This is a genomic window from Georgenia sp. X1117, from assembly GCF_057784635.1.
This window is the reverse complement of sequence record NZ_CM173492.1, coordinates 1720246-1732772: the sequence shown is the minus strand read 5'-3', so window position 1 is coordinate 1732772 and position 12527 is coordinate 1720246. Positions and strand designations below refer to the sequence as shown.

Here is a 12527-nt window from a genome sequence, read left to right as displayed (position 1 = left end):
GTGCCCGCCCACGGACGCGGCGACGCCCCGGCGGCCGTGGGGCCACCGGGGCGTCGCGGAGCTGCGTGGTGGGGGCGTCAGCCGATGCGGACCGCGGTCCCCGAGGCCGTCACCATCATCATCCCCTGGCCGACCGACTCGTAGTCGATGTCGACGCCGACGACCCCGTTGGCGCCCAGCTCGATGGCCCGCTGGACCATCTCGCCCAGGGCGGACTCGCGGGCCCCGCCGATCTCCCGCTCGTAGCCCTCGGAGCGGCCACCGACGAGGTTGCGGAAGCCCGCACCGATGTCCTTGAACATGTTGATGCCGACCACGGTCTCACCGGCGACCACCCGGACGTACTCGATGATGTTCGCGTTCTGGATGGTCGACGTCGTCGTGACGATCATGGGTTGCGCTCCTCGGGCTGGATGGGACAGAGGTGGGTCGTGACCGGCCCGTCGGACATCGTGGCACCACGCGCGCCGGATGGTGACGGAATCGTCGGGGACTTGTCTCCGGCCCGGCATAGGCTCGGGGCATGATCGATGTGCGCGCCCTGCGCGAGGACCCCCAGCCCGCGCGCGAGAGCCAGGTGGCGCGGGGGGCGGACCCCTCGCTCGTCGACGAGATCCTCGAGGCCGACGCCCGACGCCGCGCCACGCTCGGCGCCGCGGAGTCGCTGCGTGCCGAGCACAAGGAGGTCTCCCGCTCGGTGGGCAAGGCCGCGCCGGAGGACCGCCCGGCCATCCTCGCCCGCGCCAAGGAGATGGCCGCCGAGGTCAGCGCCGCCCAGGAGGAGGCCGACGCCGCCGGCGCCCGCGCCGAGGAGCTGCTGTGGCAGATGCCCAACCTCGTGCTCCCCGGGGTCCCCGCCGGCGGCGAGGACGACTACGTGGTGCTCGAGCACGTGGGCACCCCGCGGGACCTGGCCGCCGAGGGCGTCACCGTCCGCGACCACCTCGAGATCGGTGAGTCGCTGCGGGCCATCGACACCGTGCGCGGCACCAAGGTCTCCGGCGCCCGGTTCTACTACCTCACCGGCATCGGCGCGCGTCTCGAGCTCGCCCTGCTCAACCGCGCGGCCGACAAGGCCGAGGAGGCCGGGTTCACGCTCATGATCACCCCCACGCTGGTGGGGCCGCAGATCATGGCCGGCACGGGGTTCCTCGGCGCCCACGCCGACGAGATCTACCGCCTCGCCGAGGACGACCTCTACCTCACCGGCACCTCTGAGGTGGCGCTGGCCGGGTACCACGCCGACGAGATCATCGACGTCTCCGCCGGCCCGCGACGCTACGCGGGCTGGTCGACCTGCTACCGCCGCGAGGCCGGCTCCTACGGCAAGGACACCCGCGGCATCATCCGCGTCCACCAGTTCAACAAGCTGGAGATGTTCTCCTACGTCCATGCCGAGGACGCCGAGGCCGAGCACGAGGCGCTGCTCGCGCTCGAGCGGGAGATGCTCGACGCCGCCGAGCTGCCCTACCGGATCATCGACACCGCGGCCGGGGACCTCGGATCCTCGGCCGCCCGCAAGTTCGACTGCGAGGCGTGGCTGCCCAGCCAGGAGCGCTGGCTCGAGCTCACCTCGACGTCGAACTGCACGACGTTCCAGGCCCGCCGCCTCGGCGCCCGCGAGCGCACCGAGCGGGGCACGGTCCCGGTGGCCACGCTCAACGGCACGCTGGCCACCACGCGGTGGATCGTCGCGCTGCTGGAGAACCACCAGCAGGCCGACGGCTCGGTGCACGTGCCCGAGGCGCTGCGCCCCTACCTGGGGGGACGCGAGGTCCTGCGGCCGGTGAGCGCGTGACGCGGCGGCAGGACGAGACCTTCGTCGCCGCGGGGGCGGGCGACCACCAGATCCTCGACGGCGCGATCGAGGCCGTGCCGGGCGGCGCCACGCCGACGCCCGAGCTGGCCGAGGACGAGGCCACGCCCGGGCAGGCAGAGCGGAGCCCGACGGACGACGCGCCGACGGACGACGTAGCGACGGACGACACCCCGCGGGACGCCACCTCGACCGGCGACGCAGCGACGGTCGAGCCCCCGGCCAACGACCCGCAGGACGACCCTGCACGCGACGCGGGCACCCGGACCCGGCCCGGCGTCGGGCCCGCCCTGGCCCGCGCGGCCTCCTGGGCCCGCGCGCTGGTGCCGACCCGGGGGCGGGGCGCCGGCCGGCCCGACCCGCTCGCCCGCGCGGTGGCCGAGCTGCCCGAGGCCGGCCCCGAGCTCCTCGTCGCCCTCGACATCGACGGGACGATCCTCCACCACGACACGACGCTCGCCCCGCGGGTGGCCGAGTCGGTCGCCGCGCTGCAGGAGACCGGCACCCACGTCATGCTCGCCACCGGCCGGGCGGTCTTCGCGACCGTCCCCGTCGCCGACCAGCTCGGCCTGCGCAGCCGCTACGCGGTCTCCTCCAACGGCGCGGTGACGGTCCGGCTCGAGGACGACGCCGACGGCGGCTTCGAGGTCGACCACGTCGTCACCTTCGACCCCGAGCCGGCGCTGCGCGCGCTGCGGCGGACCATCCCCGACGGGGTCTTCGCCGTCGAGGACGTCGGCGTCGGCTTCCGCCTGTCCTCCCCGTTCCCACCCGGCGAGCTGAGCGGGGAGTGGGAGCTCGTCGACTTCGAGGACCTGTGCTCGCGCGAGGTCACCCGGCTCACGGTGCGCGCCGCCCATCTGGACTCGGCGACCTTCCACGAGGCGGTGCACTCGGCAGGCATGCAGTCGGTGACCTACGCGATCGGCTGGTCCTCCTGGGTCGACGTCGCGCCCGAGGGCATCTCCAAGGCCACCGCGCTGGAGCGCGTGCGCGAGCTGCTCGGCGTGGCCCCGACCGCGACGGTCACCGCCGGCGACGGCTCCAACGACGTCGAGATGCTCGCCTGGGCCCAGCTCGGCGTCGCCATGGGCGGGGCCCGCCCCGAGGTGCGGGCCCACGCCCGCGCCGCCGTGCCCACCGTCGAGCAGGACGGGCTGGCCGACCTCCTCGACCTGCTCGCCGCCCCGCGCTGACCGACCGACCGCCCGCCGCGGCCGGGTCGCCCGCCCGCCGCTGACCGGCCGCCCGCCAGGCACCCGGGGTCGATACCCCTTCGAGACGTCGGAAAGCGCACCAGGGCGCGGGTGAGCGCCTACTGTGTTGCACGTCCACAACGTGGGGGACTGTTCACCAAGGAGGGCGAACGATGGCGCGCACGACGATGCGACGACGGAGCACCGTTCTGGCCGCGGGACTGACCGCGGCGGCGATGCTGGCAGCCTGCGGGGGCGGCGGGGACGACGGCGGGGACGGTGGGGACGACACCTCCGAGGAGGGCGGCTCCGAGGAGGAGGCCGGTTCCGACGACACCGGTGGCGAGGACGGCGGTGAGGACTCCGGTGGCGAGGACGACGGCGGGGACGTCGAGCTGCCCGAGCTCGAGGGGTACGCCGACCTGGCCGGCGAGTCCATCGTGGTCGGCTCGGACTGGTCCGGCCAGGAGCAGGAGTTCTTCGAGATCGTCATGGACGCCTTCGAGGAGGCCACCGGCGCCCAGGTGACCTACGAGAGCTACGGCAACAACGTGGCCACCACGATCGGCACCCGCGTCGAGGGTGGCAACCCGCCGAACATCGCGCTCATCCCGCAGCCCGGCCTCATGGACCAGCTGGCCGCCGACGGCGAGATCGTGCCGCTCGCGGAGGAGACGCTGGCCACGGTCGAGGAGAACTACGCCGAGACATGGATCGACCTGGGCTCGGTCGACGGCGAGGTCTACGGCGTCTGGTTCAAGGCCGCCAACAAGTCGACCGTCTGGTACAACACGCAGGTCTACGAGGACGCCGGCGCCGAGATCCCTGAGACCTGGGAGGACTTCCTGGCCACCCTCCAGCTCGTCTCCGACTCCGGCGTGCCGGGCATCTCCGTGGGCGCCGACGTCGGCTGGCCGCTGACCGACTGGTTCGAGAACGTCTACCTGCGCACCGCCGGGCCGGACATGTACGACCAGCTCGCCGACCACGAGATCCCCTGGACCGACCCCAGCGTCGTCGAGGCCCTCGAGGCGCTCGCCGAGGTCTGGAGCGACGACGCCCTGCTCCTCGAGGGCGGCGGGCAGCGGTCGTTCCCCGACTCGGTGACCAGCGTCTTCACCGACCCGCCCGAGGCCGGCACGGTGTTCGAGGGTGACTTCGTCGCCGGGAACATCGCCGACCAGACCGAGGCGGTCGTCGGCGAGGACGCCCTGTTCTACCCCTGGCCCACGATGAACGACTCCGCGCCGTCCGTCATGGGTGCCGGGAACGTCGCCGTCGCCTTCGACGACGGCGAGGCCACCTCCGAGCTCATGCGCTACCTCGCCTCCCCCGAGGCGGCGAACATCTGGATCGAGCTCGGCGGCTTCACCTCGCCGAACCAGAACGCCGACCTCGAGCTCTACCCGGACGACGTCTCCCTGGAGATCGCCCAGCAGCTCGTCGACGCCGAGGTCTTCCGGTTCGACCTGTCCGACCTCGCCCCGTCGGCCTTCGGCGGCACCGAGGGCGAGGGCATGTGGCAGATCCTCATCGAGTTCTACGAGGACCCCTCCGACCCCGAGGCCACGGCCCAGGCGCTGGAGGATGCCGCGGTCGCCGCATACGGCGGCTGACGAGGTGAGCACGGCCGGGCCCACCACGGCCGACCAGGCCCGACCGGGCGGGGGGACGCGACGACGCTCCCCCCGCCGGTCGGGCCCCTGGCTGATCCTCGGCATCCTCCTCGGACCGGCGGCGCTGGTCCTGGGCGTGCTCGTCGCCTACCCGATCGCCTACTCCGTGTGGCGGTCGCTGTTCGACCAGTCCGGCGATGTCTTCGTCGGCCTGGACAACTACGTCCGGATGTTCACTGACCCGCAGACGTTCCAGGCCCTGCGCAACAACGCGGTCTGGGTGCTGGTCGCCCCGGCGATCTGCACGGTGCTCGGCCTCATCTTCGCGGTGCTCATGGAGCGCATCCGCTGGCAGACGGCGTTCAAGCTCATCATCTTCATGCCCATGGCGATCTCCATGCTCGCCGCGGGCGTCATCTTCCGCACCGTCTTCCAGCAGAACCCGGACATCGGCCTGGCCAACGCGGTCATCGTCTCCGTCCAGGAGATGGTCGGCGCGGAGTCCACGAGCTACCCGGACGCCCGACCACGCCCGGAGGGTCTCGTGCAGCCCGAGGAGGACGGCTCGATGGCCGCCACCGAGGAGGTCTCGCCCGGCACGATCGTCGACGTCCCGCTCGTGGGGATCGGTGCGGAGCACCTACCGGACCCGCCGACCGATGCCGTCGCGGCGCCCGAGCCGGCGGCGGACCAGATCACCGGCTCGATCTGGTTCGACTTCGTCCGCGGCGGGGGTGGCACCAACGGTGAGGTCGGCGACGGCAAACCGGGCCTGGGCGGTCTCGAGGTGGTCGTCACCGACGCCGAGGGCGCCGAGGCGGGCCGCGCCGTCACCCACGACGACGGGACCTTCGTCGTCGAGGGCCTCGACCCCGGCGGGAGCTACACGGTGACCCTGCCGGCCTCGGGCTTCGCGGCCGGGGCCTCCGGCATCGACTGGCTCGGTCCGGGCCTCATCACGCCGGTGACGATCCTCGCCTACGTGTGGATCTGGGCCGGCTTCGCCATGGTGATGATCGCCTCCGGCCTGTCCGCGGTGGACCGCACGCTGCTCGAGGCCGCCCGCACCGACGGCGCCAACGAGTGGCAGGTCTTCCGCCGGATCACCGTGCCCCAGCTCGCGCCGGTGCTCATGGTCGTCATGGTCACGCTCATCATCAACGTGCTGAAGATCTTCGACCTCGTCTACGTCATCCCGCCCGGCGTCTCCAAGCCCGCGGCCGACGTCATCGCCACCCGCATGTGGACCGTGTCCTTCGGCGGCGGCAACGACCACGGCCTCGGTTCGGCGCTGGCGATCTTCCTGCTCCTGCTGGTGCTGCCGGCGATCCTCGTCAACATCCGCAACTTCCGCCGAGGGGGACAGGCATGACCGCCGTCGTCGGTACCACCCCGCCGGCCCCCGGGACCGGACCCGAGGACCCCGCCGGCAGCGGCGGCGCCGGGGACGGCGGGCGTCCCCGCGCCGCCGCGCCCGGGTCGCGTCCGGGCGGCTCGCGGGTGGGCCGCCTGCTCGGGCGGGGCGTCATCAACGTCGTGCTGATCGTCGTCGCGCTGGTGTGGCTCGTGCCCACCGTCGGGCTGTTCTTCTCCTCCCTGCGCAGCTCGCAGGCCAACGCCCAGTCGGGCTGGTGGACCGGCCTGCTGGACCCGTCCCAGTTCTCGATCGACAACTACCGGGGGCTGCTGCAGGCGGACTGGATCATGTCCTCCCTGTGGAACACGGTCCTCATCGTGGTCCCCTCGACGCTGCTCGTGGTGGGGCTCGGCGCGATGGCCGGGTACGCGCTGGCCTGGGTCCGCTTCCCCGGCCGGGACTGGGTGCTCGTGGTCGTCATCGCCTTCATGGCGGTGCCGCTGCAGGTGGCCTTCATCCCGCTGGCCCGCCTGTTCGGGGACATCGGCATCTTCGGCTCGATCTCGGCGGTGGTGCTCTTCCACACCGCCTTCGGGCTGCCGTTCGCGATCTTCCTGCTGCGGAACTTCTTCATGCAGATCCCTACCGAGATGCTCGAGGCCGCCCGGATCGACGGCGCGAGCGAGCTGCGGATCTTCTTCCGCATCGCGCTGCCGCTGGCCATGCCCTCGATCGCCTCGCTGGCGATCTTCCAGTTCCTGTGGTCGTGGAACGACATGCTCGTCGCGCTGCTGTTCTCCTCCCCGGACACCCAGCCGATCACCGTGGCCCTGCAGTCCCAGCTGCGGCAGTTCTCCTCGAACATCGACGTCCTCTCCGCGGGCGCCTTCCTGTCGATGATCGTGCCGCTCATCGTGTTCTTCGCCTTCCAGCGCTACTTCGTCAACGCCCTCATGGCGGGCTCGCAGAAGTAGCCGCCACCGCGGCCCGCCCGGGCCAGCACCTACGATGGCCGGGCGCCACCCCCACGGTGGCCGAGGAGGAGCAGTCGATGGCAGGGACCACCGGGCGGGGGCGCGGCACCGCCCTCGCGGCAGTGCTCGCGGCGGCCGCGCTGCTCGCGGCGTGCGGCGGCGAGCGCGAGGCCGATCCCGAGGGACGCACCGACCCCGAGGCCACCACCGAGCCGGGCGGCGAGCCCGGCGCTGGCGACCCCGGCACTGGGGAGACGCCGTCCGAGGGGACCGAGGAGGAGCCCACGGAGGAGGTCGTCGACCCCGGCGAGGTCGAGCTGCCCGAGCTCGAGGGCTACCCGGACCTCACCGGCCAGAGCATCGAGATCGCGACGAGCTGGTCCGACGTCGACCGCCACAACCTCGAGACCGTGCTCGACGCCTTCGAGCAGGCCACCGGGGCCGAGGTCCACCACCTCGGCATCGGCAACCCGCGGCAGTCGATCACCGAGTCCGTCGAGGACGGGGTGCCGCCCAACATTGCCGTCGTGCGGGACCCCGAGCTCGTGGCGGAGCTCGCGGCGGACGGCACCATCGTCCCGCTCGCCGACACGACGGTTCAGATGGTCGAGGACAGCTACGCGCAGACCTGGCTCGACCTGGGCTCCTGGGACGACGAGGTCTACGCCGTGTGGCTCGAGGCCGCGTCGAAGTCGACCGTCTGGTACAACGCGCAGGTCTACGAGGACGCCGGCGCCGAGGTGCCCACCACGTGGGAGGAGTTCCGCACCACCCTCGAGACCGTCTCCGGGAGCGGGGTGGCCGGGCTCAGCGTCGGCGCGGACACCGGCTGGCCGCTGTCCGACTGGTTCGAGAACGTCTACCTGGCCACCGCTGGGCCCGAGATGTACGACCGGCTCACGGCGCACGAGATCCCCTGGACCGACCCCAGTGTCGTCGAGGCCCTCGAGGTGCTCGCCGAGCTGTGGGGCGACGAGGACCTGCAGCTGGCCGGCGGGACGCAGCGCACCTACCCGGACGCCGTGACCACCGTGTTCGGGGACGAGCCCACCGCCGGGACCCTCGTCGGCGGGGACTACATCGCCAGCTCGATCCTCGGCCAGACCGACGCGGTGGTCGGCGAGGACGCCCTGTCCTACCCGTGGCCGCAGCTGCCGGGCACCGAGCCCTCGGTGGTCGGCGACGCCTCGGGGGCCGTCGCCTTCGACGACGACGAGGCCACCGCCGCGCTCATGCGCTACCTCGCCTCCCCGGAGGCGGCGAACGTGTGGATCGAGCTCGGCGGCATCGTCTCGCCCAACCGGGCGGCGGACCTCGACCTCTACGCCGACGACGCGGCCCGGGCCTCGGCCGAGCAGATCACCTCCACCGAGGTCTTCCGCTTCGACCTGTCCGACCTCGTGCCCCTGGCGTTCGGGGCGAGCGAGCTGCAGGGGATCTGGCCGATCCTTATCGACTTCTACGCCGACCCCTCCGACCCGGCGGCGACGGCGCAGGAGCTCGAGGACGCGGCGGTCGAGTTCGGCTGACCGGCGCGGGTGACCGGCCGGCGCGGGCCGAGGGGCGCCGCCCGGGCCGGTGACCGGGTCAGACGGTGAGCAGAATCTTCCCGAACGCCCCGCCGGCGGCCATCGCCTCGTGCGCCTCCTGGGCCTGCGCCAGCGGGAGGCGCCGGTCGACGACGGGGACCACGGTGCCGTCGGCGACCCAGGGCCACACCCGCTCGCGGATGTCGTCGATCAGCGCCGCCTTCGAGGCGCGAGAGCGCGTACGCAGCTTGGTGGCGGTGATCGAGCCGCCGCGCTCGAGGAGGCGGCCCAGGTTGATCTTGCCCTTGGCGCCGTCGAGCAGGCCGACGACCATGAGGCGGCCGCGCTCGGCGAGGATCGAGACGTTGAGGTCGAGGCCGCCGGCCCCGAGCACGTCGATGACGACGTCGACCCCGCGCCCGTCGGTAGCGGCCATGACCTGCCCGGCGACGTCGTCGCTGCGGTGGTCGATCGCCACGTCGGCCCCGAGCTCGAGGCAGCGGGCCGTGCGCTCGGGCCCGCCCGCCGTCGTGAGGACGCGCGAGCCGTAGGCGTGGGCGAGCTGGATCGCCACGGTCCCCACCCCGCCCGAGCCGCCGTGGACGAGCACCGTCTGGGCGGGGGCGAGGTGGCCGAGTTCGACCATGTTCGACCAGGCCGTGCACACCGACTCCGGCAGGGCGGCCGCCTCGACGAGGTCGAGGGAGTCGGGCACCCGCAGCAGCTGGCCCACGGGCACGACGACGCGCGAGGCGTACCCGCCGCCGGCGAGCAGGGCGCAGACCCGGTCGCCGACCGACCAGCCCTCGACGTGCTCGCCGAGCGCGGCGATCGTCCCCGAGCACTCGAGGCCGAGGACCTCCGACTCGCCCTCGGGAGGCAGGTGACCGCCGGTGACCTGGAGCAGGTCGGCGTGGTTGACCCCGGCGGCGGCGACGTCGATCAGGACCTCGCCGGCGCCCGGGACCGGGTCGGGGAGCTCGCTCGGCACCAGCCGTTTGTCGTCGTCGATCGTGATGGCGTCCATCGGCCCATCGTGCCCGAGGCGGGAGGTGCGGCCGGGGAGGCAGGCGGGCGCCACCGGCCGTGCGTCGGGCCGGATCGTAGGATGGTCCGCGGCCCGGCAACGGGCCGCCCGGCACCTGCGCCGGGCCAGGAGGGTTGACAGAGCGGCCGAATGTGACGGTCTTGAAAACCGTTGTGGGAAACCACCAAGGGTTCGAATCCCTTACCCTCCGCCGCCAGCGACGACGGGCGCCCGCGTCAGCGGTGACGAGTCTCGCGCCACCCGACGCCCGGCGCGTTGGAACGGCGCGTGACGGGCAGGTAGCCTGGACGCTGCATCTGGAGACGTCGCATAGTCAGGCCTAGTGCGCATCCCTGCTAAGGATGTAACGGGGTAACCCGTTCGTGGGTTCAAATCCCACCGTCTCCGCCGGCCGGAAGGGGCCGGGAAACGTTGGAACCGCCACGTCTCCCGGCCCTTTCGTCGTGCTGGGGAGCTCCCGTCACGTCGAGGTGGCACCCCGGTCGCCGCGCGCTGCTCGTCGGCGGGCGTGGAGGATCGCGGCGACGCTGTCCCAGATCGCCGTCGCCACCACCACCAGGAGGAAGATCTCGCGCAGATCGGCGGACTCGCTCTCCCCGACGTCCCGCGCCAACCGGTCGAGGAAACCCTGATCGAACAGCGCACCCTCCACCGTGGACGCGACGACAAGGGCTGCCGTCACCCAGTTCGCCGCGGCGTTGACGACGGCGAGCCGCATGGTCCACCCGTGCCGTACCCACGCGGCCAGGGCGCAGGCACCGGCGGTCCCGATCCCGACCAGGATGGGCACGCTCCATATCAGCGCGAGGTCGGGGTCGAGCACCTGGAGCTGCCCGGAGCCCTCGGTGACTCCGGCGAGCTGCCAGGCGATGAGCACCAGCAGGGCGACGCTCAGCAAGGCCGAGACCAGCGGCCCGGACGGCCGCCGTCCGGCGTCGGTGGGTGGTGGGCGGTTCCCCGCCGTCGTGCGTCGTTCGTCGGTCATGTCGATCCACCTCTCAACCACGCGGTGTCAGGAGGGCGCCTTTGGCGAAGGCCCCGGCGGTGATCCCGACGGCGGCGAGCGCCCACCACAGCCGGACCGGCCGACGGGTCCCGTCCTCGACGGCCGGGGTGTTGCCGAGTGTGTGAACCACGTTGGTCAACTGACGTCTGTCTCGCGTGACGAGGCGACTGTGCGGTGGTGTGTGTTGATGAGGCAAGAGGAAATGACGGTAGGGGAGGGAGGGGCCGGCTCCCCAAGGTGAGGCGCCGGGGAGACGGACGCGCGCGGACGCGGGGCCCGGCGCTGCTCGACCGGTACCTCGCCGTCGCCGTCGACCGCGAGCGGGGTAGGGGTGCGTCGTCGTGAGACCTGCGGCGGTCAGGCCGAGGCGAAGAAGGCGGCGTCCGGGGCCTCGGGGTTGAGGCTCTCGGCGACGCGCCACACCCCGCCCTCGATCGCGTCGGTGGGGACGGCGGCGCAGGCGTTCGCGGTCACCGACCCGCCCTCGTAGAGCGTGGACGTGGTGAGCAGCGCGTCCGGGACCACCCCGCAGTACCCGGTGTAGGTGACGGCGTCGGACCCGATGTACTCCACGCTGAGGTCCAGCCACGCGGTGCCGCTGCCGGTGCCGGTGTAGGTGACGGTCAGGGGCACGAGCACGTAGGTGTGCCCGTCGTCGGGCGGGGTGTTGAACATGTTCTCGTCCGCGACGACCTGGTCGGCGTCGAGGTTGCTCGCACCGACCTGCACCTCCCAGTCGCCGATCTGCACGGGCGTGTCCAGCGCGAGCGGGGCGGTGCGGGAGCTGCCGTCACCGGCGGCGGGCCCGGGGTCCGATTCCCCGCCCGACCCGGACCCGGTCCCGCTGCTCGTCGGGACGGGGCGCTCGCCGACGGGCATGGGCGGCGGGGCCGCCGTCGGTTCCGGGCTGCCTCCGCACGCGGCAAGCGTCAGCCCGGCCACGAGCGGCAGGACGAGAGCGGTGGTGCGGCGGCGCATGAGGAGCTCCTCGGGGCGTGTACGGGGTCGTTGGGCACATGCTCCCACCGCGCGGGGCACCGGCGGCCCGGTCCGGCTGTGGCGATGCGCTCGCGGGCCCGCCGCTTCCAGTCGGCCGCCGTCCGTCGGCGGGCCGCCGGCCACCGGGTCCGACTGCCCGGCGCCCACCCGCCGTCCGGCGATCGCCGGGTGCTAGCGTCACGCCGTGCCGGACGGCGGCACCCGGAACGACGGACGAGGTCAGGACGGCGATGAGCGGTTACGAGGACGAGTTCAACCGGGTCTACGGCCCGCCGCAGGGCGCTCCCGGTCAGCCCGCGGGCGGCTACGGCCAGCAGCGCGGGTACGGCCAGCAGGGTGGCTACGGGCAGCAGGGTGGCTACGGTCCGCAGGGCGGCTACGGCGCGCCCGGTCCGGCCAATCCCTACGGCGGCGGCGACGGCGTCATGCCCGCGCGCCGCAACCGCAGCACCAAGGGCCCGAAGATCCTCACCTTCATCGGCGTGTTCCTCCTCGTCGTCGCCGTCGTGGGCGGCATCTTCGCCATCTCCACGCTCTCGCGGTTCGTCGAGTCGGCGGACATCGTCTCGGTCGGCTCGAGCGGCGCCCAGATCGAGAGCGACGCCGGGCAGGAGTGGGCCCTGTACGCGACCACGGAGGACGCGCCGGGCCGGACCTCCTCCTGCTCGGTCACCGGCCCCGACGGCACCGAGCTCGACCTCACCACCCCGGGCGGGGAGATCACCATCAACGGCTACCAGCTCGGGCACCGCTTCACCACCCCGGAGGACGGCTCCTACGTCGTCACCTGCCCGCAGGAGGCCTTCGTCGGTCACAACGTCGGGGCGGGCACGATCATCGCCTCGGTCGGCGGGATCATCGGCGGCATCTTCGGCGGCATCCTCGGCCTCATCCTCACGATCGCCGGGGCGATCTGGTGGGCGTCGCGGCGCGGCTGACCGACGCGGTGGGCGAGAGGTAGAGCGGCGCCGCCCCCGACCGCGCCC

11 protein-coding genes and 2 tRNA genes are annotated in these 12527 nt (G+C 73.0%); 9 read left to right on the top strand and 4 right to left on the bottom strand.

Annotated features, from left to right (window positions below; genetic code table 11):
* Positions 1 to 77: 77 nt before the first annotated feature.
* Positions 78 to 392: a YbjQ family protein gene (locus AC3D3D_RS07935; RefSeq protein ID WP_463663367.1), complete on the bottom strand. Its 315-nt coding sequence runs from the start codon at positions 390 to 392 to the stop codon at positions 78 to 80.
* A gap of 131 nt (positions 393 to 523) precedes the next feature.
* On the opposite strand from AC3D3D_RS07935, the gene serS reads away from it, so the two are divergent.
* The 6 genes from serS (at position 524) to AC3D3D_RS07905 (ending at position 8488) form a co-directional block, all read left to right on the top strand.
* Positions 524 to 1798 (top strand): serine--tRNA ligase, encoded by a 1275-nt coding sequence (serS, locus tag AC3D3D_RS07930; RefSeq protein WP_463663368.1) that lies wholly within the window; start codon positions 524 to 526, stop codon positions 1796 to 1798.
* Positions 1795 to 3012 (top strand): HAD family hydrolase, encoded by a 1218-nt coding sequence (locus AC3D3D_RS07925; RefSeq protein ID WP_463663369.1) that lies wholly within the window; start codon positions 1795 to 1797, stop codon positions 3010 to 3012. Before serS ends, AC3D3D_RS07925 begins: the two co-directional genes overlap by 4 nt.
* 173 nt (positions 3013 to 3185) lie before the next feature.
* Positions 3186 to 4628 (top strand): ABC transporter substrate-binding protein, encoded by a 1443-nt coding sequence (locus tag AC3D3D_RS07920; RefSeq protein WP_463663370.1) that lies wholly within the window; start codon positions 3186 to 3188, stop codon positions 4626 to 4628.
* Between the two features lie 4 nt (positions 4629 to 4632).
* Positions 4633 to 6000, top strand: a complete 1368-nt coding sequence (locus tag AC3D3D_RS07915) for a carbohydrate ABC transporter permease (protein ID WP_488511850.1) — start codon at positions 4633 to 4635, stop codon at positions 5998 to 6000.
* On the top strand, positions 5997 to 6959 hold the full coding sequence (locus AC3D3D_RS07910; protein ID WP_463663372.1) for a carbohydrate ABC transporter permease: 963 nt from the start codon (positions 5997 to 5999) through the stop codon (positions 6957 to 6959). Before AC3D3D_RS07915 ends, AC3D3D_RS07910 begins: the two co-directional genes overlap by 4 nt.
* A 77-nt stretch (positions 6960 to 7036) precedes the next feature.
* Positions 7037 to 8488, top strand: coding sequence for an ABC transporter substrate-binding protein (locus AC3D3D_RS07905; RefSeq protein ID WP_463663373.1), 1452 nt, complete (start codon positions 7037 to 7039; stop codon positions 8486 to 8488).
* A 58-nt stretch (positions 8489 to 8546) separates the two neighbouring features.
* On the opposite strand, the gene AC3D3D_RS07900 is transcribed toward AC3D3D_RS07905, so the two are convergent.
* Positions 8547 to 9515, bottom strand: coding sequence for an NAD(P)H-quinone oxidoreductase (locus AC3D3D_RS07900; protein ID WP_463663374.1), 969 nt, complete (start codon positions 9513 to 9515; stop codon positions 8547 to 8549).
* 128 nt (positions 9516 to 9643) lie between these two features.
* On the opposite strand from AC3D3D_RS07900, the gene AC3D3D_RS07895 reads away from it, so the two are divergent.
* Both AC3D3D_RS07895 and AC3D3D_RS07890 read left to right on the top strand, forming a co-directional pair.
* Positions 9644 to 9726 (top strand) — tRNA-Ser (locus AC3D3D_RS07895).
* 108 nt (positions 9727 to 9834) lie between these two features.
* Positions 9835 to 9923: transfer RNA gene (locus AC3D3D_RS07890), tRNA-Ser, on the top strand.
* A 73-nt stretch (positions 9924 to 9996) separates the two neighbouring features.
* Here AC3D3D_RS07890 and AC3D3D_RS07885 read toward each other — a convergent pair.
* Both AC3D3D_RS07885 and AC3D3D_RS07880 read right to left on the bottom strand, forming a co-directional pair.
* A complete protein-coding gene (locus AC3D3D_RS07885) occupies positions 9997 to 10521 on the bottom strand; it encodes a hypothetical protein (RefSeq protein WP_463663375.1) in 525 nt (174 codons plus the stop codon).
* Between the two features lie 378 nt (positions 10522 to 10899).
* Positions 10900 to 11520, bottom strand: coding sequence for a hypothetical protein (locus AC3D3D_RS07880; protein WP_463663376.1), 621 nt, complete (start codon positions 11518 to 11520; stop codon positions 10900 to 10902).
* 251 nt (positions 11521 to 11771) lie between these two features.
* Between AC3D3D_RS07880 and AC3D3D_RS07875 the strand changes: the two genes are divergently transcribed.
* Positions 11772 to 12479 (top strand): hypothetical protein, encoded by a 708-nt coding sequence (locus tag AC3D3D_RS07875; RefSeq protein ID WP_463663377.1) that lies wholly within the window; start codon positions 11772 to 11774, stop codon positions 12477 to 12479.
* Positions 12480 to 12527: the final 48 nt, after the last annotated feature.